A 19,026-nucleotide genomic window follows, 5' to 3' on the forward strand; every position below is an offset into this window, starting at 1 on the left:
GGTGGGAGCGAAGGGACGGAAGGACCGGCCCCCCGTGGAACTGAAAGCGGAACGGCTCGGATGACGAAGGCGGAGGACGAAGCTCCACAGCAGGATGGGCAGACGGAGGCCGTCGAGCCGGCCCGCAAGCGCACGCGCAAGTCGCCCGCGGGTGCGGGCGGCGGCGACGCCTCGCCCGACGCGTGGCTGGCCCGGCTGGAGCGCGCGGAGTCGCTGAGCGCCGCCGGCAGCCACGCCGACGCCGCAGAGGCGTTCGGCACCGTCGTGGCCGGGCAGCCCGACAACCTGCGCGCGGTGCTGGGGATGGGGTCGGCGCTGTTCGCGCTGGGCAAGTACGAGCCGGCCGAGAAGGAGCTTCGCAAGGCGCTCAAGCTGGCCGCCGACTCGCCCGAGGTGAACTACCTGCTGGGCTACACGCTGTACAAGAAGGGCGTGTACGCCGCGGCCGCCACCCAGCTGCGGCGCGCCGTGGAGCTGGACCCGGACCACGGCGGCGCCTACCTGATCCTGGGCGAGGCGCTGAACCAGATGGCCGAGTCCGACGCCGCCATCCAGGCGCTGGAGATGGCCGTGCAGCTTTCGCCGGAGAACGGCAAGGCGTACTACGCCATGGGCATCGCCTACGACCGCAAGGGCAACCACGACCGCGCGGCCGAGATGTACCGCCTGTCGCGCGAGGTGGTGGCCCGCACCTGAACGCGGCCCCCGCCCGGAGCACCCGTGCCGCCCGTCCGCATCCGTGCGGCGGGCGGCGCTGTTTTCCGGCTGCGACGCGGGGCGGATGCAGAGGCGCCGCAAACGCATGGATCGAGCGATTCGCCTTGCTTTCGGCAAGGCGGCGCCTTACACTACGCGGGAACGCCGGCCTCCTGGGCGGCCCTCTCCGGCAGCTTCCGGTGAATCCCACGTCCTCACGCACAACCCTCGGGGTCTCGTGAGAAAAGCCGCATCCGTCATCGCCGCCGTGGGCCTGCTCGCGGCCGTTCCACTCGCCGCGCAGGACGAGCAGCCCGCGCGCGTGCACGTGGTGCGCCCGGGCGAAACCCTGTGGGACATCGCCCGCGCCTACCTGAACGACCCGTTCCTGTGGCCGGAGATCTTCCGGCTGAACACCGACGTGGTCGAGGACCCCGCCCGCATCTACCCCTCGGAACGGCTGGTGCTGCCGGCGGGGATGCAGGGCGAGCCGGCGTTCGGCGGGCCCGTGCAGGAGCAGCCGCAGGGACCGCGCGTGCAGTTCGGCGCGCGCGGCGAGGCCGCCGAGGTGCTGCAGGGCGACTTCTACCGTGCCTCGTTCCTCGCGCGCGAAGGCGAGGTGCGGGCGGTGGGCCGCCTGACCGAGCCGCTGTACGAGTCGGTGGTGGAGGGGCGCGTGCCCGGCCAGCTGAATCTGTACGACCGCGTGTTCGTGGTGGTGGACCCCGCCGCCGTGCGAGTGGGCGACCGGCTCCACTTTTTGCGCAGGGACCGCGAGATCCGCGGCTCCGGCCGCGTGTACGAGCCCACGGGCGTGGGAACGGTGGCGGCGCTGGACGGGTCGACGGCCACGGTGGTGATCGTGGGGATGTTCGATCGCGTGGCGCCCAACGACATCGCCGTGCCGTGGGAGCGCTTTCCCATCGCCGTGACGGCGCGGTCGCGCCCGGTGGATGCCGACCTGCAGGGGCGCATCCTGGGCTTCGGCGTGCCCAGCCCCATCCAGCGCACCGAGTCCATCCTGTTCCTGGACGTGGGCCGCGACGCGGGCGTGGGCATCGGCGACGTGTTCGAGGCCTACGCGCCGCCGCGGGGGCGCGACTGGGGAACCCGCCCCGAGGTGTCCGTCGCCCGCATGCAGGTGGTGAAGGTCACGGGACGCACGGCATCGGTGAGGGTGACGCACCTGGCCCAGCCCTCCATCCGGGTGGGGCTTCCGGTGCGCCGCGTGGCGCGCATGCCGTGACGGTGCGGACCGTGGCGGGACGGACGGGTGGTGATCGCGGCGCCCTTCCCCCGGGAAGGGCGCCTCTGCTTGCGGTGGGGCGGCGATGAGCCCGACGCTGGCGCTTCACACCGTGGCGCTGCTGCTGTACGCGACGACCGCGGGAATGCTGGGGCTGTCGATGGCGCGCGGCGGCCACGGCGCCCCCCGCGCGGCCACCCCCGCGCTGGCCCTGGGCGTGGGCGCGCACGGCGCCGCGCTGGGCGCCTTCGCCGCGCGGCACCACGAGCTGCCGCTGGTGGGGCTGGGCCCGTCGCTTTCCGTGCTGGCCCTGCTGATCGCCCTGGGCTCGCTGGTCCTGGCGTCGACGCGCACGAGCCCGCTCTCGCTGGTCCTGGTTCCCGTCGCCGCGGCGCTTGCCGCCGTGGCCGAAGCCGTGGGGCTGGCGCCGGGCGCGGGCGCGCAGGAGCAGGTGTACCGCGGCCCCTGGTTCGTCCTGCACGTGGTCCTGGCGATGGTGGGGTACGCGGGGCTGACCATCGCCTTCGCGGCGGGGCTGATGTACCTGCTGCAGTGGCGCGAGCTCAAGGGCAAGCGCTTCGGCGCGGTGTTCCGCTTCTTTCCCCCGCTGGATACGCTCGACCGCATCGGCTTTCGCGCGCTGCTGGCGGGGCTGCCGTTCCTGACCGCGGCGCTGCTTCTGGGGTGGGCGTGGTCGCACCGCTTCGGGCCGGGGATGGGCGCGGGAAACCCCAAAGTCGTCTGGGGGGTAGTCACCTGGCTGGTGTTCGTCGTCGCCCTGGCGGCGCGCGGGCGCGGCGCGCGGCACCCCCGCCACGGCGCGATGGCGTCCGTCATCGGGTTCGCGATCGTCGTCGTTGCGTACCTGCTGCTGCGCGCCGGCGAGAACACGGGCGCGGGCTTCCTGTGAGCGCGTATCCCGTGATGCTCGACGTGGCGCGGCTTCGCGTCCTGGTCGTCGGCGGCGGGGCCGTGGCGGCGCGCAAGGTGGCGAGCCTGGTGGATGCCGGCGGCGCGCCAGTCATCGTGGCGCCCGCGGTGTCGGAGGAGCTGCGGACAGCGGTGGACGGCCACGAGCTGACCTGGTTCCCCCGCGCGTACCGGCCGGTGGACGTGGAGGGATTCCACCTGGTCTTCGCCGCGACGAACTCCGCCGAGGTGAACGCGGCCGTCGCGGACGATGCGCGCCGGGCGGGCTCGCTGGTGAGCCGCGCGGATGAGGGCGGCGAGTCCGACTTCCAGGTGCCTTCGCACCTGCGCCGGGAGCAGGTTGTGGTCGCCATCTCCACCGGCGGCGCGTCGCCCCTGCTGGCCCGGCGCATCGGCGAGCGGCTGGACGACGTGGTCACCGCCGGGCTGGGGCGCGCGGCGGGGCGGCTGGCGGAGGCGCGCGCCGACGTCCAGGCGCGCTGGGCAGGCGACGAGGCCCGCCGGCGGGCCTTCTGGTTCAGCCTGATCACCCCCGAGTTCCTGGACCTGGCGATCCAGGGCCGGGACGAAGAAGTGGAACGGGCCATCGCACGATGCCTGTCGCAGTCGTAGGAGCCAGCCACCGGACGGCGCCCATCGAGCTCCGGGAGCGGTTCGCCTTCGGGCGCGCCGAGCTTCCGGATGCCCTGCTGGCGCTCGCCCGCGAGTCGGCGGAAACGGTCATCCTTTCCACCTGCAACCGCACGGAGGTGTACCTGGCCGCGCCGGAGGGGTCGCACGCGGTGGAGCTTGCGCGCGACCTGCTGGCCGCGCGCGTGGGGATGACCGTAGGCGAGGCGGCGCGGCACCTGTACGTGCACCGCGACCGGGTGGCCGTAGAGCACCTGTTCCGCGTCTCGTCCGGGCTGGACAGCATGATCCTGGGCGAGCCGCAGATCCAGGGGCAGGTGAAGGAGGCCTACGCGGCCGCGCGCGAGGTGGCGGGTGAGGACGGGGCCGTGGTGGGCCAGGCCCTTCACCGCCTCTTCCAGAGCGCGTTCTCCATCGGCGGGCGGGTGCGGGGCGAGACGGGGCTGGGCCGGGGCGCGGCCTCCGTCTCCACCGCGGCCGTCGACCTCGCCAAGAAGATCTTCGGCTCGCTGAAGGGGCGCGGCGCCCTCGTCCTTGGCGCGGGCGAGATGAGCGAGCTGACGCTGCAGTGCCTGCGCGACGAGGGGGTACGGACCGCCATCGTGGCCAACCGCACCTTCGAGCGGGCCAGGGAGCTGGCGGAAAAGTGTGGCGGCCGGGCCATCCAGTGGGACGAGTTCGGCGCCGCGCTGGCGGACGTGGACATCGTGGTCTGCTCCACCGCGGCTCCCCATCCCGTCGTCACGCGCGAGCGGCTGCGGGCGGCGCTGCCGGGAGGCGCACGCCGGCCGCTGTGCTTCATCGACATCGCCATTCCGCGCGACGTGGAGCCGGCGGTGGGCGACGAGCCCAACGTCTTTTTGTACAACGTCGACGACCTTCAGCACATCGTCGACGACAACCTGGGCCGCCGCCGCGCGCAGCTTCCCGCCGCCGAGACCATCGTGCGCCAGGGCGTCGAAGACTTTTGGCAGTGGTACGCCGCGCTGGCCGTGGTGCCCACCATCCGCGCCCTGCGCGACCGCGGCGAAGAGGTGCGCCGGGCCGAGGTGGAGCGCGCCATGCGCCAGCTTGCGCACCTGTCGCCGGAAGACCAGCTGGCCATCGACGCGCTCACCCGCGCGCTGGTGAACAAGGTGCTCCACGCGCCCACGGTCAACCTGCGCCACGCCGCCGGGAACGGCCGCGGCACCGGGGTGCTGGATGCCGTGCGCTACCTGTTCGAGCTGGACCGCGAGGCCGCGGAGGCCGAAGACATTACGCCTGAACCACACGCCACTACACGCCAGGGTTGATGCAGACCGGGACCAACGAGTTTTCCGCGACGTGGGAGATGATCGCCCACGGCACGCCGTCCACCAAGATGATCATGGGCGTGCTGGCGATCTTTTCCGTCGTGTCGTGGACGCTGATCGTCTGGAAGATGCTGCAGTTCCGCCGCCTTCACGCCGAGGCCGACCAGTTCCTGGACCGCATCGAGTCGGCCGGGCGGCTGGAAGAGGCGTACGAGTGGGTGCGCGGGCTCAAGGAGTCGCCCTTCACCCGCGTGTTCAAGCGCGGCGTGGGCTTCTTCAGCGAGCTGCGGCCCGGTGCCATGAAGGCGGGAAGCGACGTGCGCGGCCTTTCTCCGGCGCAGCTGGAGGTGCTTCGCATCGTGCTGGAAAAAGAGGAGGGCGAGGAGCGCGACGCCCTGTCGGGGGGGATCGCCTGGCTGGCCATCATCGCCACGGTGTCGCCGCTCTTGGGCCTGCTGGGCACGGTGCTGGGCGTGATGCACTCGTTCATGGGCGTGATGGAGTCCGGCTCCAGCAGCATCGCCGCCGTGGCGCCGGGCGTGGCCGAGGCGCTGGTGACCACGGGAGGCGGGCTGGTGGTCGCCATCCCCGCCGCCATGGCCTTCACCTACCTGACGGGACGGCTCAACCGCTTCATGGGCGAGCTCGAGGGGATCAGCAGCGAGCTGATCGGCACGCTGGCCCGCGAGGGGCGCATCTAGTGCCGCGCCGCCGCAACCGCCAGGAATCGGGCATCACGGCCGAGATCAACGTCACCTCCCTGGTTGACGTTGCGCTGACGCTGCTGGTGATCTTCATGATGACGGCGCCCATGATGCAGGGCGGGGTAGAGATCACCATGCCCAAGGCGCGCACCCAGTCGGTCCCCTCCAACGAGGGGCTGACGGTGACGGTCGACAAGGCGGGCCAGGTGTTCATCGGCGAGGCGGCGGTGCGGCTGGACGAGTTCGAGCGGCAGTTTCCCGCGATGGTGAAGGAGAAGGGCGCCACCAGCGTCTATCTTCGAGCCGACGACGGGGTGCCCTACGGCAAGGTGATCCAGGTGCTGGGGTTGATGAAGGCGGCGGACGTGGCGTCCGTGGGCCTGATCGCCGAGCCCGAGCCGGGGCAGCGGTAGCCATGGCCAGGCGCCGCGAGGGAAGCCGGATGCGCGGGCCCGTGCTGGCGTCGCTGGCGCTGCACGGGGTGGCCGTGGTCCTCATGGCGTTCACGGGTGCCGATGCGAAGCCGCCGAAGGTGAAGGTCTACGCGGTGGACATCGTCTCGGAGCTGCCCAACGTGGCGGGCGAGCCGCTGCCCGAGGCCATGGCCAACCAGGAGCCCGGCCCCGCCGCGCCGGACCCGGCTCCTCCGGCGGCCGAACCCGAGCCGGCGCCGGAGCCGCCCGCGCCGGAGCCGGAGCCCGCGCCGCCGGTTCCGGAGAAGAGCGCGCCGAAGGAACCTGAGAAGGCTCCCGAGCCTAGAAAGACCCCGGAGCGTCCGACGCCCCCGCGTCCCACGCCGCCGCGCCCCACTCCGGCGCCGCCGAGGACGACGCCGGCCACGCCGCCCCGGACCACGCCTTCGACACCGAACCGGCCGGCGGCGACGCGCCCGGGCTCGGGGCAGAGCGGGACGGGGAACGATGCGAACCGCTCGCGGGGCGAGGGAACGCGGACGGGGCCGGCGACGGGGCGGAACGCCGACGCGAACAGCCCCGGCGGCGAGGGGCTTACCATCAGCAGCCGCGGCGTGCGCTGCCCCACGGCCGGGTACTGCACCAACATCGTCCGGCAGGTGCGGCGCTTCTTCCGCGCGCCGGAGTCGGCGTCGGGCGGCAGCGGCAACGTGTGCTTCCGCATCATGCGCGACGGCTCGGTGGCCGAAATCTCCACCGAGCGGGTGCGTGGCGGCGCGGCCTTTCGCCTCGCGCTGATGGAAGCGGCCGAGCAGGCCGGCAACCGCAAGGCGTTTGGCGTGCTCCCCTCCGCGTTCGGGGGTGAAGAGCTTCCCGTGTGCGTCGAGATCACCCCCGAAATGTCGTGATGACCGTGGTTTCAAGATCCGCGCGCCTGCTCCTGGTCCTGGCCGCCGCCGTGCCGGCGTTCGCGCCGGCGCGGGCGCAGGACTCCGTGGTGGTGCAGCTTCGCACGACGTACGAAACGCAGGCGGCCTCCGGCTTCGTGGTCCTGCCCTTCGGCGGGGCGGGGGGCGAGGCGGTGCGCGCCATCGTGCAGCGCGACCTGCAGTTCAGCGACCGCTTCCAGGTGCGCGAGGCGACGGGCGCCCGCGCGGGTGAGCCGGTGAACCTGGACCTGTGGAGCGAGCGCGGCGCCGACTGGGTGCTGGCGGGAAGCGTCGCGCCGCGCGCGGGCGGCTCCAGCCTGACGCTGACGCTGTACGACGCCGTCTACGGGCAGAAGAAGGGCGAGGGAACGTTCCCCATCCCGTCACCGGACGCGCGCGGGTTCCGGATGGCCGCCCACGCCGCGGCGGACCAGGTGGTGCGCTGGGCCACGGGCGAGCCGGGGATGGCCGCGTCGCGCATCGCCTTCGTCACGCAGGGACGCGGCAGCAAGGAGATCTACGCGGTCGACAGCGACGGCGAGAACCTGACGCGCATCACCAGCGACGGCTCCATCGCGCTTTCGCCCGCCTGGTCGCCGGATGGCGGGCGCATCGCCTACACCAGCTTTCGCGCGGACGCGCCGCTGCTGTACGAGCGCGACCTGTCCACGGGGACGGACCGCCTGCTCTCGGACCGCGCGGGGATCAACATCACCCCCTCGTACGCGCCGGACGGGCGTACGGTGGCGTTCGCGACGACGGTGGCGGGGAACACGGAGATCGCGACGATCGGCGGGGCTGGCGGCCTCCAGCAGCACACACGCGGCCGGGGTTACGACAACCTGTCGCCCACCTGGTCGCCGGACGGGCGCCGCTTCGCCTTCGTCAGCGACCGCCTGGGCGAGCCGCAGATCTACGTGATGGCGCTGGGCGGCGAGCCGCGGCTGGTCTCGGACTACACCTACGGCCGGCGTGCCTACAGCACCTCGCCCGACTGGTCGCCGGTGGGGCCGGTGATCGCGTACCACACGCGGGTGAACGGGGTGATGCAGATCGTGGCGGTGAGCGCGGATGGAGGACGTCCGCGCGTGCTGACCGACCGCTCGACGAACGAGGATCCCAGTTGGGCGCCGGACGGCCGGCACCTGGTGTTCGCCTCGCCGGACCGCGAGGGCGGGGGGCTGTTCGTGCTCGACACGGTGACGGGCAACGTCCGCAAGCTGGTCGGCGGCCGCGGGTTCGGCCTGCCGGACTGGTCGGGGACGCTGATGCGGCTGGGCGCGGGACGATAGTCTGTCATCCTGAGGCCCAGGCGCGCCGGATTCGCCCGCAGTATAGACCTCCCGGGCCGAAGGATCTAACCGGGGACACGTACCAGCCATGACGCGGCAGCGGTCACGGAAGCGTGGGCCTCGGCTGCCGTGGGGCCCTCACCCGGCCGCGCTGACACGCGTGCGACCCTCTCCCACAAACAGCGTGGGAGAGGGGGTACACACCAGAGTCGAGGCGTGGGTGGGCAGGCCCGGTGCTCGGGCCGGCGCCCCCCATCCCCAGCCCTTCCCCCGCAAACTGCGCGGGGGAAGGGAGCCAGTCGAGTGCGCGGGGCCAGCCGGAGCGCGATCGAATTCTCCCTTTCCCCCGCTTGCGGGGGAGAGGGCCGGGGAGAGAGGGCTGCCCGGGGCATGCGCCGGGCTCCCCGAAGCGCACCGTTCCTCGCCCGCGTCGAGTGCACGACACCAGCCGGAGCACAATTCAGGTCTCCCCCTCCCCTGCGCAGCGGGGGAAGGGGGCCGGGGGGAGGGGGCTCCCGAGGCATGCGAGGCACCCATTCGAACCCCGATGAAGTTCCCCCCTCTCCCGCGCCGTTTGCGGCGGAGGGGCCGGGGGCGGGGGAACCCCACGAAACGTACCGCACCACAACGCCAGGAGAAACCGAATGAACCTTCGCCACGCCGTGGTCATCGCCCTCGTCCCCCTGATGGCCTTGGGCGCGTGCAAGAAGCGCCCGGCCGTCACCACCGCGCCCACCCCGGACGCGACGACCGAGAGCGCCGCCGACCGTGCGCGCGCGGACTCCATCCGCATCGCCAACGAGCGCGAGGCCGCCGAGCGCGACCGCGCCGAGCGCGAGCGGACGGAACGCGAGCGCCTGGCGCGCGAAACCGCGGGTGCCCGCGAGGTGCTCACCGAGATCGTGTTCTTCGAGTACGACAGCAACGAGATCACCCCCACCGCGGCGGAGATCCTTCAGCTCAAGGCCGCCGTGCTGCAGGCCAACCCCGGCGTCCGCCTGCGCGTGGAGGGCCACGCCGACCAGCGCGGCAGCACCGAGTACAACCTGGCGCTGGGCCAGCGCCGCGCCGAGGCGGTGCGCGCGTACCTGGCCAACTACGGCGTGAACGCCGACCGCTTCACCACCGTCAGCCTGGGCAAGGAGCGCCCGCTGGCCGAGGGCGAGGGCGAAGATGCGTTCGCGCGCAACCGCCGCGTGGAGTTCGCCATCGCGGCGGGCGAGGTGCGCGTGGTGCCCCAGGAGCTGCGGTGAGGCGCGCGGCGCTGGCGGCGCTCGCCTTTCCCCTGCTGGCCGGCTGCATCGCCACCAAGCAGGACATCCGCGACCTGCAGCTGGGAATGGCCACGCAGCAGGCCCGGCAGGACTCCATGGTGGCGGTGCTGATCGCGCGCACCGAGGCCATGCTCGACAGCCTCAGCGACCAGAACGTCAGGCTGCGCGGCGACCTGGCCAACCGGCTGGTGGCCATCGACCGCCAGCTGGTGCAGATCCAGGAACTGAGCGGGCAGAACCAGGCGCAGCTGGGCGCACTCCGCCGCCAGGTCGACACCGCAGCCGAAGAGGCCCGGCGCGCCCAGGCCGCCGCCCAGCGCGCCGACGCGGCGCCCCAGGAAGAAGCGGCGGATCCCCAGGAGCTGTTCGACGCGGCGCTGGCGGCGCTGCGGCGCGGGTCGGTCGCCACGGCGCGGGGCGGGTTCGAGGAGTTCCTGCGCGCGGCCCCCGAGCACCGGCTGGCCGCCGACGCACAGTACAACATCGGGCAGAGCTACGAGCAGGGGCGCGACGTGCCGGCCGCCATCACCGCGTACGAGCGCGTGCTGAGCGAGTACGCCACCTCGGCCCGCGCGCCCGCGGCGCTGCTGCGCATCGGCCGGCTGGAGCTGGGGCGCGGCAACCGCACGCAGGCCCGCACCCGGCTGAACCAGGTGGTGCAGCGCTTCCCCCGCAGCCCCGAGGCGGCCGAGGCGCGCACCGAGCTCCAGCGGCTGGGGACCCGGTGATGCAGGCAGCTCCGGTGAACCCGGGCGCCCCGGCGGGGTTCTAGGCCGTGCGCTGCCCGTTCTGCCACCACACCGACGACCGCGTGGTCGACTCGCGCAGCGTGCGCGAGGGCCGCGCCGTGCGCCGGCGCCGCGAGTGCCTGAAGTGCGAGCGCCGCTTCACGACCTACGAGTACATCGAGGAGCGGCCGCTGCAGGTGCTGAAGCGCGATGGCGAGCGCGAGCCCTTCGACCGGCGCAAGCTGCTGACCAGCCTGCAGATCGCCACGGCCAAGCGCCCGGTGACCCCGGCCGAGATCGACCGCATCGTCGAGGAGATCGAGCGCGAGCTTGACCGGCGGGAGAGCGGCGAGGCGGGGAGCCAGGAGATCGGCGAGATGGTGATGGACCGGCTGAAGCGCCGCGACCACATCGCCTACGTGCGCTTTGCGTCCGTCTACCGCAACTTCCAGGACCCGGAAGAGTTCCTCCTGGAGTTCCGCGACCTGCGCGACAAGCAGACGCGGCGCGAGTACCGCAAGGTGCAGCCCGAGTTCGAGCTTCCCGGCCTGGGGGCCGACGACGAGGACGAGGGCGCGGGGCAGGCGGGGAACTGACGAGCACGGCGGGCGCGGAGGGCCGCGCCCGCCTCTGGTTTTCTTTCAGGGAACGATGGGAATCTTCCAGAGCGGCAAGCCCGGCGAAATGCCGTTCCTCGACCATCTCGAGGAGCTGCGCTGGCGCATCCTGTGGAGCCTGCTGGCGGTGATCGCCTGCTCCATCGCGGGGTTCGTGCTGGTGGACCGCCTGGGGGTGATGCTGCTGCTCATCCACCCGATCGAGCCGTTCCTCCATGGCGAAAAGCTCAAGTACCTGAGCCCCACCGACCCGTTCTTCGTCACCCTGAAGCTGGCGATCACCACGGGGCTGGTGCTGGCGTCGCCGGTGGTGATCTACCAGGTGTGGGCGTTCCTGGCCCCGGCGCTGCTGCCGTCGGAAAAGCGGGTGATCGTGCCGTCGCTGTACCTGGGCGTGGTCCTGTTCCTGGGCGGCGTCTACATGGCGTACCGCTTCGTGCTGCCGGTGACGCTGGAGTTCACGATGGGGTTCCAGACCCGGTTCCTGGAACAAAACATCGTCGTGGGCCCCTATATGGCCATGGTCACGCGGCTGCTGCTGGCGTTCGGCATCGTCTTCGAGCTGCCGGTGGTCATCCTGATCCTGTCGGCCATGGGGCTGGTGACGCCCGAGTTCCTGGCCTCCAAGCGGCGCCACGCCATCGCCGGCATCACCGTGGTCGCCTCGGTGCTCACCCCGGGCGACGTGATCACGGTGACGCTGATGATGATGGTGCCGCTGACCCTGCTGTACGAGCTGAGCATCGTGCTGTCGCGCCTGGTGGCCCGCCGCCGCCTTGCGCACGCCGCCGCGGGCGCCTGAATGAGCTGGTCTTTCGTGGGATTGAATCCGATGTCGATCAAGTGGTACATGGTGGCGGCCCGCGCGCTGGCGCCCGGGCTGGCGCTGCTGGCCCTGGCGCTGGCCGCCGCGCCCGCCGAGGCGCAGATCCCCACCAGCCCCCGCGGCCGTCCCACGGGGCAGGCGCCCGCGCGCCCGCGCCCGCAGGCCGACACGGTGCCGCGCGACAGCGCCGCCCGCCGCGAAACCGTGCAGGACAGCGTGATCGACCAGCTGCTGAAGCTGGAAGGCTACGTGCCGGTGCAGTATCAGGCCGACAGCGCCGAGTTCCGCAACGCCGAGCGCACGCTGCGGCTGCGCGGTAACCCGGTGGTCAACCGGCTGTCGACGGAGCTCACCGCCACCGACTCCATCGTCTACCGCGAGCTCAGCAAGTTCGTCGAGATCTACGGCAATCCCCACGTGACGGGCGAGGGCCAGGACATCACCGGCGACGTGATCTACTACGACCTGGCCGCCGAGCGGGCCAGCGTGCGCGGCGCCAAGACGACCATCGACGAGGGCGCCACCTGGTACGTGCAGGGCAACGTGACCTCCGAGGAGCAGGGCGCGCGCGTGTACGGCACGAGCAGCACCTTCACCTCCGACGAGCGCGAGGAGCCCGCGTACTACTTCAAGGTCGACCGGATGAAGGTGATCCGGAACCGCGTTCTGATCGGCCGCCCGGCGTACCTGTACTTCCGCAACGTCCCCGTCTTCGTCCTGCCCTTCATCGTGCAGGACCTAGCCAAGGGGCGGCGAAGCGGCGTGCTGATCCCCGAGTTCGAAATCACCGACATCGTGCGTACGGACGCCCCCGGCCGGGGCGAGCGGGGAACGGGGCGGCACATCGGCAACATCGGGTACTACTGGGCGCTCAGCGAGTACACGGGGGCGCAGGTGTCCTTCGACTGGCGCAGCCAGTCGTGGATGTCGCTGACCGGGGGGTTCCAGTACACCAACCGGCGGCGCTTCATGAACGCCGACCTTTCGTTCCAGCAGTTCTGGCGCGAGCAGGGCGTCAACAGCATCAACCTGCGCGGCGGCGGAGGCTGGCAGCCCAACGAGCGCACCAGCCTGAACACCGCGCTGAACTTCGCGTCGAGCACGGAGTTCGAGCGCAACCGCTCCATCGACCCGCTCCGGCAGACGAGCGAGATCAGCTCCACCTTTTCGCTCACCCGCCGGGCGGACTGGGGGCAGATCAGCAGCGGCGCCGAGCTGCGGCAGGACATCGCCACGGGCGACAATCGGCTGGGCTCGCGGCTGAGCATCAGCCCGCAGACCGTTACGCTCTTTCCCGCGGGCGAGGGGACGCTGCGCTGGTACAACGACGCGTCGCTGACGCTGACGGGTGACGTGAACTACGACCGCAACACCCGCGACCAGGGGTACGAGCGGCGGCTGGCCGACGATGCGCGGGCCGGGGCCAACCTCACCGGCAACGTCCGCATCGGGCCCATCGGGGTGGGGGGCGGCCTCCGCTACAGCCGCGACGACCGCGAGTCGCTGGCCGCCATTGACAGCCTGCTGGTGGACCCCGCCATCGGCGGCGGCGGCCTGGGCTTCCTTCCCGGGCTGCGCAACGAGACGCTGGACTGGAGCGCGTCCACCGGCTACGAGTTCCGCCTGGTCGGCGCCACCCGGCTGACGCCCAGCATCAGCCTCGCGCAGCAGGTGGTGCGCCGCGACTCCATCATCCACCCCGACTCGGTGCTTCCGGTGGAAAAGGAGCGGGCGTTCGGCCGCTTCATCGCGGGCACCCCGCGGGTGAACTTCGGGGCCGGGCTGCAGACGGAATTGTTCGGCTTCTTCCCCGGCTTCGGCCAGTACTCGGCCATCCGGCACCACATCACGCCGGGGCTGCGCTACACGTACTCGCCGCAGGTGCCGCAGAACGATCTGCAGCGCGCGGTGTTCGGCGAGCAGGGCGGGCGCGAGCAGAACGAGGTGACGCTCCAGTTCGACCAGACCTTCGAGGCCAAGGTGCGCCGCCCCGCGCAGTCGGAGCGGAACGAGCAGATCGCCCGCGCGGGGACGGGCAACCCGTCGGACGCGGGCGCGGGCAACCCCGGCGCGCAGACCGACACCCTGGGGCTTCCCGCGGCGGCGGGGAACCCCGCCGCCACCGCGTCCGACTCGGCGGGTGAGCGGCCCGGCGTCAGCGGCGACGCGCCGGACCAGGACCGCAAGGTGACGCTGCTGGCCATCAACACCAGCGCGCTGGCCTACAACTTCGCGCCGCGGCCGGACCGCTCGCTGATCCCGGCGCCGGGAACGCCCCGGACGCAGGAGACGCCGTTCTACCGGTTCCAGACGAACGACCTGTCCAGCACCCTGCGCTCGGACCTGTTCGGGGGACTCAACATCACCCTGGCGCACGACCTGTTCGAGGAGGAGCGGACGGCCTCGGGGACCACCGCCGGCACACGGCGCGGGCGGTTTTCGCCGTTCCTCACCCAGCTGGGAACGCAGGTGAGCTTCGGGGCCAACTCGGCGCTCTTCCGCTGGCTGGGCTTCGCCCGGGCCGACGAGGGAGAGCGGCGGACGGAGCGCGGCAACACTCCGCCCGAGGAGGGGGTTGCCCCGGTGGACCCGCCGGGCTCGCAGACGGCCACGGGGCGCGAGCAGACCACGGGGACGGGGGGCGCCGGGCCATGGAACGTGTCGCTGGGCTACTCGCTGCAGCGCCAGCGCCCCAGCCCGCTGGACGACGTGCCCCGGCGCAGCCTGTCGGGCGACAACCAGAACCTGCGCGTGAACGTGACGTTCTATCCCACGCGCAACTGGGCGGTGAACTGGAACACGCAGTATTCCATCACCGAGAACGAGTTCGCCATGCAGGTGCTCAACCTGAAGCGCGACCTGTACCGGTGGCAGGCCAACTTCGACATCATCCGGGCGCCCAACGGCAACACGTCGTTCTCGTTCTCGGCGCACCTGACGGACCTGCCGGACCTGAAGGCCGACTACCGGCGCCAGAACCTGGGCGGCAACCGGACCGAAGGAACCACGAGGCCGAGGACGCCCCAGCCCTAGCCGCGCTCTCCGCCGGAAGGCTGTTCCCGAACGGGTGTCCCTCGCAGGCGACACCCGTTCGACGTTCATACGGGACAGGCGCGCGTGGCGCCGTAGCGTGTTCGGTTCGGGTAAGTCGTTGCGATGATTTTGATTGCGCCGGCTGGCCCTGCCGGCCCACGGGCGGAACGGCGGTTGCCTTTGCAGATGCCGGGACCACCGAGCCCGCACCCAACCGAAACACATCGGGGAAAGACCCTCCCATGACGAGCACGAAACGATGGATGTCCGCCGCGGCGGGCCTGCTGATGCTGGCCGCCTGCGATCCGAGCGACCGCGGGGTAATCGTGGGCCCCGGCGATGAACCGGGCGAGCCGCGCGACCTGGCCGTGAGCTACCAGTGGGTGTTCGAGGGGTTCAACGGCACCACGCCGGTGGGCCACCCGACGGTACAGCTCACCTGGCTTCCGCCCAGCGACTGGGACGACGAAGTGTTCCGCGTGTACGGCAAGCGGTCGAGCTCCAATGCCTACTCGCTGATCGCCACCGTCACCTCCTGCACGGAGGCGGGGTGCGTGTATGCCGACCGCAACGTGCAGCACGGGAGCGCGTACACCTACTACGTCGCCGCGGTCAACGAGGCCAGCGACCTCGAAACGTCCAGCGAGTTCGCCGAAGAGGTGTCCGTGCCGGCCAACACCCGCCCGGCCGCGCCGGTGGCGGGCACGCCGGTGGGGCTGGACGACGCCGCGTACCTGCGGTGGACGGACAACGCCAACGGCGCCAACGTGGCCCGCTACATGGTGTTCCTCACGCAGCTGCAGGGGCAGGCGCAGCTGTACCAGGTGGGCGAAACCGACGGGCGCGGCTTTCTGGACGAGCAGGCGCAGAACGGGTTCGAGTACGGCTACCGCGTGGCCACGGTCGACACGATGGGCCACGTGAGCAACCTGAGCGCGCAGATGCTGGCGGTGCCGCGTCCGGACTTCACCGGCGAGCTGATCTACGCGCACGCCGGAGACCCCACGCAGAGCGGCTTCCGCTTCGTGACGAGCGAGTCGCAGAACCCCGTCGTCGCGGGCACGTCCACCAGCGCCCACTTCCGCCTGGAGACGGGATCCGCCGGATGGCGGCTGGTGCCGCTGAACGGAGCGCAGGTGGTGGAGTTCGGCCGCACCACGGCGCTCACCTGCGGCCCCGGCGCCGACGCGGACTGCACCGCCGCCAGGGTCGCCCCGACGACCGGGTACAGCAGCGCGCCCATCGCCGTGACGCCCGAGTACAGCTACGTGTTCCGCGTGCCCGGCGCGAACGGGCAGGTGCACCACGGCGTGGTCCGCGTGCAGCTGCTGGGGAGCAACCAGGCCGGCGCCGACCTGATGATCTTCGACTGGGCGTACCAGACGATCCCCAACGAGCCGCGGCTGAACGTGGTGCCGCGGTAACGGCGGTATCCACGGTCGCGACGGTCGGTACGGTCGGAACGTGATGGAGACCCGCGCCGGGCACCTGCCCCGGCGCGGGTCTTCGCATTGGGTGGATCGCGAGCGTTGACAGGCTCGTGCGGGGTGTCTAATTTCATGGCGGCTTCCATCCCCCAACGCACCGAGCAGATGCGGCAGATCGAGATCGACGGCGACAGCCTGACGCTGGAGCAGGTAGAGCAGGTGGCGACGGAGCTGGACACCCGCGTGGTGCTGGCCGCCGGCAGCGAGGAGCGCATCCAGCGCTCGCGCGACGTGGTGGAGCGCGCGCTGGCCAGCGGCGCGGTGGTCTACGGCGTCACCACCGGATTCGGCCGCCTGGCCGAGACCCCCATCCCCCCCGACCGGCTCGAAGAGCTGCAGCTGAACCTGATCCGCAGCCACGCGTGCGGCGTGGGCGTGCCGCTGAGCCGGGCCGAGACGCGGGCCATCGTGCTGCTGCGCGCCAACGTGCTGGCGAAGGGCTTTTCCGGCGTGCGCCCGGTGGTGGTGCAGCGGCTGCTGGACCTGCTGAACCACGGCATCCATCCGGTGATCCCCGAGCAGGGCTCCGTGGGCGCCTCGGGGGACCTGGCGCCGCTGTCGCACCTGGCGCTGGTGCTGATCGGCGAGGGGCAGGCGGAAGTAGACGGACAGGTGCTGCCGGGGGCGGAGGCGCTGGCCCGCGCCGGGCTGGAGCCGCTTCGCCTGCGCGCCAAGGAGGGGCTGGCGCTGAACAACGGCACGCAGGTGATGGCCGGCATCGGCGCCCTGCTGGTGCGCGGCGCGGAGCGCGCGGTCGAGGCGGCCGAGGTGGCCGGCGCCATGTCGCTCGAGGGGCTGCGCGGCACGCCGGACGCGTTCCATCCCGCCATCATGCGCGCCCGCCCGCACCCGGGGCAGGCCGCCAGCGCCGAGCGCCTGCGCGCCCTGCTCGCCGACAGCGAGATCCGCGAGTCGCACCGGCACGGCGACCCGCGGGTGCAGGACGCCTACTCCATCCGCTGCATGCCGCAGGTGCACGGCGCGGCTCGCAGCGCGCTGGCGTACGTGCGCCAGGTGATCGAGATCGAGGCCAACAGCGCCACCGACAACCCGCTGATCTTTCCCGACGAGGGCCCGGACGGGTTGGTGATCTCGGGCGGCAACTTCCACGGGCAGCCCATCGCGCAGGTGCTGGACCTGCTGGCGATGGCGCTCACCGACCTGTGCTCCATCTCCGAGCGGCGCACCGAGCGACTGGTGAACCCCGACCTGTCGGGCGACCTTCCCGCCTTCCTGACGCGCGACCCCGGCGTGTGCTCGGGCTTCATGATCGCGCAGATCACGGCCGCGGCGCTGGCCAGCGAGAACAAGGTCCTTTCGCATCCCGCCAGCGTCGATAGCATCCCGACGGGCGCCAACAAGGAAGACCACGTGTCGATGGGTGCGCACGGGGCCGTCAAGGCGCGGCGCGTGCTGCGGAACACCGAGGCGGTGCTGGCGGTGGAGCTGCTGTGCGCCGCGCAGGCGCTGGAGTTCCGCAAGCCGCTGCGCCCCGGGCGCGGCGTGGAGCGCGCGTACCAGAAGCTGCGCGCGGCCATCGGGTACCTGGACGCGGACCGCGCCTTGGCGCCCGACATCGAGGCCGCCGCCGCGCTGGTGCGCGAGGGCGCCTTGATCGATCTTTGATACTGGGGCACGCACAGCCCGGCATTCACACCAGGGGGAGAGACGATGGTCACGCAGCCGGCGGTCCACGGATGGACGTACGAGGAGTTCGCCAATCTCCCCGATGATGGCAATCGCTACGAAGTCATCGCCGGAGAACTGTACGTGACACCATCACCGACGAGCATCCACCAGAGAGTGATCATGCGCCTCGGCGCGATGATCGAAGTCTTCACGCAGGAGCACGGGCTGGGCACGCTGTTCAGCGCGCCGTACGACGTGATCTTCGGCGAGGGCGACTACCTGGAGCCGGACCTGCTGTTCGTGCGGCGCGAGCGTGAGGAGATCGTCAAGGATCACGCGATGGTGGGGGCCCCGGACCTCGTGGTCGAAGTCCTCTCTCCCTCGACCGCGCGGCGCGACCGGAGCCTCAAGCGCGAGCGGTACGCGGCGTACGGCGTCCCGGAGTACTGGATCATCGACACCGATCTGGTGCAGGTAGACATCTACCGGCTCAGCGGCGGCGATTTGCGCCGGACGGAGGTCGCGACCGACTTCCTGCGGTGGCGGCCCGCGCCTGGCGCCCCGGAGCTGATCATCGACGTCAAGCACCTGATGCGAGCGCCCACGGACTACTCGCGTCCGCGCACGGCGAACTAGGTATCGGCCGAGGGAGCGGACTTGAATGAGCACTTCGATTTAGACTCGTCGTTTCTGCCACACCCGAAGGAGCAGCACATGGCAACGCATCCCGCCCGGCGCGGGTGGAGCTACGCGGAATTCGCCAGGCTCCCCGACGACGGCAATCGCTACGAAGTCATCGACGGAGAGCTTTTCGTGACGCCTGCACCGCAGCCGCTGCACACGCTCGTGGGCTTCAAGCTCGCGACCGTTCTGGACGCGTTCGTGATTCGTCACGACCTAGGCTGGGTGATGCCTGCTCCGGTGGACGTCCTGTTCGGGGATGGCGACTACGTCCAGCCGGATGTCGTGTACGTCCGGCGCGAGCATGGTGAATTCATCACCGATCGAGGCATAGAGGTGCCACCGGACCTGGCCGTCGAGGTGCTGTCTCCCAGCACCGCCCTCAGGGATCGCGGTTTGAAGCGCGAGCGCTACGCGCACTTCGGCGTTCCGCAGTACTGGATCGTGGATCCGGTGCGGCAGCAGGTGGAGATCTATCGCCTGGATGAAGACCCGGATCGGCCCGCGGTGGTGGCCCACGATTCGTTCGAATGGCAGCCGGTGCCGGGCGCGCCCACGCTGCTGATCAACATTTCCGATTTCATGCGCGGCTTCGTCTGACGCGCATCCACGCGAC

The 19,026-nt window shown here is 71.6% G+C and carries 18 protein-coding genes; all 18 read left to right on the top strand.

The genetic code is table 11. The annotated features are described in order from the left end of the window. Positions 1–60: 60 nt before the first annotated feature. The 18 genes from VGB24_RS14730 to VGB24_RS14815 all read left to right on the top strand — a co-directional run bounded on the left by VGB24_RS14730 (position 61) and on the right by VGB24_RS14815 (position 19,010). Positions 61–696, top strand: coding sequence for a tetratricopeptide repeat protein (locus VGB24_RS14730; protein WP_331073707.1), 636 nt, complete (start codon positions 61–63; stop codon positions 694–696). A gap of 238 nt (positions 697–934) precedes the next feature. Next, positions 935–1,942, top strand: coding sequence for a LysM peptidoglycan-binding domain-containing protein (locus tag VGB24_RS14735; RefSeq protein ID WP_331073708.1), 1,008 nt, complete (start codon positions 935–937; stop codon positions 1,940–1,942). Positions 1,943–2,027: 85 nt separating this feature from the next. Continuing rightward, positions 2,028–2,852 (top strand): cytochrome C assembly family protein, encoded by an 825-nt coding sequence (locus VGB24_RS14740; protein WP_331073709.1) that lies wholly within the window; start codon positions 2,028–2,030, stop codon positions 2,850–2,852. Continuing rightward, positions 2,849–3,484, top strand: coding sequence for a bifunctional precorrin-2 dehydrogenase/sirohydrochlorin ferrochelatase (locus VGB24_RS14745; RefSeq protein WP_331073710.1), 636 nt, complete (start codon positions 2,849–2,851; stop codon positions 3,482–3,484). Before VGB24_RS14740 ends, VGB24_RS14745 begins: the two co-directional genes overlap by 4 nt. Next, positions 3,466–4,797: a glutamyl-tRNA reductase gene (hemA, locus tag VGB24_RS14750; protein WP_331073711.1), complete on the top strand. Its 1,332-nt coding sequence runs from the start codon at positions 3,466–3,468 to the stop codon at positions 4,795–4,797. Before VGB24_RS14745 ends, hemA begins: the two co-directional genes overlap by 19 nt. Then, the gene (locus VGB24_RS14755; protein WP_331073712.1) at positions 4,797–5,498 is read left to right on the top strand and encodes a MotA/TolQ/ExbB proton channel family protein; all 702 of its coding nucleotides are present in this window, start codon (positions 4,797–4,799) and stop codon (positions 5,496–5,498) included. Before hemA ends, VGB24_RS14755 begins: the two co-directional genes overlap by 1 nt. Continuing rightward, positions 5,498–5,914 carry a biopolymer transporter ExbD gene (locus VGB24_RS14760; protein ID WP_331073713.1) on the top strand — a complete coding sequence of 139 codons (417 nt, stop codon included), beginning with the start codon at positions 5,498–5,500 and terminating at the stop codon, positions 5,912–5,914. The genes VGB24_RS14755 and VGB24_RS14760 overlap by 1 nt, the downstream gene beginning before the upstream one ends. Positions 5,915–5,916: 2 nt before the next feature. Beyond that, positions 5,917–6,822 carry a hypothetical protein gene (locus tag VGB24_RS14765; protein ID WP_331073714.1) on the top strand — a complete coding sequence of 302 codons (906 nt, stop codon included), beginning with the start codon at positions 5,917–5,919 and terminating at the stop codon, positions 6,820–6,822. Further along, complete coding sequence (locus tag VGB24_RS14770) at positions 6,822–8,135, top strand: hypothetical protein (RefSeq protein WP_331073715.1); 1,314 nt, start codon at positions 6,822–6,824, stop codon at positions 8,133–8,135. The genes VGB24_RS14765 and VGB24_RS14770 overlap by 1 nt, the downstream gene beginning before the upstream one ends. A gap of 644 nt (positions 8,136–8,779) precedes the next feature. After that, on the top strand, positions 8,780–9,388 hold the full coding sequence (locus tag VGB24_RS14775; RefSeq protein ID WP_331073716.1) for an OmpA family protein: 609 nt from the start codon (positions 8,780–8,782) through the stop codon (positions 9,386–9,388). Then, positions 9,385–10,137 (top strand): tol-pal system protein YbgF, encoded by a 753-nt coding sequence (gene ybgF, locus VGB24_RS14780; protein ID WP_331073717.1) that lies wholly within the window; start codon positions 9,385–9,387, stop codon positions 10,135–10,137. Before VGB24_RS14775 ends, ybgF begins: the two co-directional genes overlap by 4 nt. 47 nt (positions 10,138–10,184) lie before the next feature. Then, positions 10,185–10,733 carry a transcriptional regulator NrdR gene (gene nrdR, locus VGB24_RS14785; protein WP_331073718.1) on the top strand — a complete coding sequence of 183 codons (549 nt, stop codon included), beginning with the start codon at positions 10,185–10,187 and terminating at the stop codon, positions 10,731–10,733. A 55-nt stretch (positions 10,734–10,788) separates the two neighbouring features. Further along, positions 10,789–11,556: a twin-arginine translocase subunit TatC gene (tatC, locus tag VGB24_RS14790; RefSeq protein WP_331073719.1), complete on the top strand. Its 768-nt coding sequence runs from the start codon at positions 10,789–10,791 to the stop codon at positions 11,554–11,556. A 30-nt stretch (positions 11,557–11,586) separates the two neighbouring features. Then, a complete protein-coding gene (locus tag VGB24_RS14795; protein WP_331073720.1) occupies positions 11,587–14,613 on the top strand; it encodes a putative LPS assembly protein LptD in 3,027 nt (1,008 codons plus the stop codon). Between the two features lie 242 nt (positions 14,614–14,855). Continuing rightward, a complete protein-coding gene (locus tag VGB24_RS14800; RefSeq protein ID WP_331073721.1) occupies positions 14,856–16,037 on the top strand; it encodes a fibronectin type III domain-containing protein in 1,182 nt (393 codons plus the stop codon). A 168-nt stretch (positions 16,038–16,205) separates the two neighbouring features. Further along, on the top strand, positions 16,206–17,726 hold the full coding sequence (gene hutH / locus VGB24_RS14805) for a histidine ammonia-lyase (RefSeq protein ID WP_349263925.1): 1,521 nt from the start codon (positions 16,206–16,208) through the stop codon (positions 17,724–17,726). Positions 17,727–17,771: 45 nt separating this feature from the next. After that, positions 17,772–18,365 (top strand): Uma2 family endonuclease, encoded by a 594-nt coding sequence (locus VGB24_RS14810; RefSeq protein WP_331073723.1) that lies wholly within the window; start codon positions 17,772–17,774, stop codon positions 18,363–18,365. 78 nt (positions 18,366–18,443) lie between these two features. After that, a complete protein-coding gene (locus tag VGB24_RS14815) occupies positions 18,444–19,010 on the top strand; it encodes a Uma2 family endonuclease (protein WP_331073724.1) in 567 nt (188 codons plus the stop codon). The last annotated feature ends 16 nt before the right edge of the window (positions 19,011–19,026 follow it).

Source organism: Longimicrobium sp. (assembly GCF_036399935.1).
GTDB lineage: Bacteria > Gemmatimonadota > Gemmatimonadetes > Longimicrobiales > Longimicrobiaceae > Longimicrobium.

Bases quoted from the DNA above. Each gene is read 5' to 3' on its own strand.
- VGB24_RS14755 (WP_331073712.1), top strand. From the start codon at position 4,797: ATGCAGACCGGGACCAACGAGTTTTCCGCGACGTGGGAGATGATCGCC.
- hemA (WP_331073711.1), top strand. From the start codon at position 3,466: ATGCCTGTCGCAGTCGTAGGAGCCAGCCACCGGACGGCGCCCATCGAG.
- VGB24_RS14775 (WP_331073716.1), top strand. From the start codon at position 8,780: ATGAACCTTCGCCACGCCGTGGTCATCGCCCTCGTCCCCCTGATGGCC.
- VGB24_RS14740 (WP_331073709.1), top strand. From the start codon at position 2,028: ATGAGCCCGACGCTGGCGCTTCACACCGTGGCGCTGCTGCTGTACGCG.
- VGB24_RS14810 (WP_331073723.1), top strand. From the start codon at position 17,772: ATGGTCACGCAGCCGGCGGTCCACGGATGGACGTACGAGGAGTTCGCC.
- tatC (WP_331073719.1), top strand. From the start codon at position 10,789: ATGGGAATCTTCCAGAGCGGCAAGCCCGGCGAAATGCCGTTCCTCGAC.
- VGB24_RS14730 (WP_331073707.1), top strand. From the start codon at position 61: ATGACGAAGGCGGAGGACGAAGCTCCACAGCAGGATGGGCAGACGGAG.
- hutH (WP_349263925.1), top strand. From the start codon at position 16,206: ATGCGGCAGATCGAGATCGACGGCGACAGCCTGACGCTGGAGCAGGTA.
- VGB24_RS14815 (WP_331073724.1), top strand. From the start codon at position 18,444: ATGGCAACGCATCCCGCCCGGCGCGGGTGGAGCTACGCGGAATTCGCC.
- VGB24_RS14795 (WP_331073720.1), top strand. From the start codon at position 11,587: ATGTCGATCAAGTGGTACATGGTGGCGGCCCGCGCGCTGGCGCCCGGG.
- VGB24_RS14800 (WP_331073721.1), top strand. From the start codon at position 14,856: ATGACGAGCACGAAACGATGGATGTCCGCCGCGGCGGGCCTGCTGATG.
- VGB24_RS14765 (WP_331073714.1), top strand. From the start codon at position 5,917: ATGGCCAGGCGCCGCGAGGGAAGCCGGATGCGCGGGCCCGTGCTGGCG.
- VGB24_RS14770 (WP_331073715.1), top strand. From the start codon at position 6,822: ATGACCGTGGTTTCAAGATCCGCGCGCCTGCTCCTGGTCCTGGCCGCC.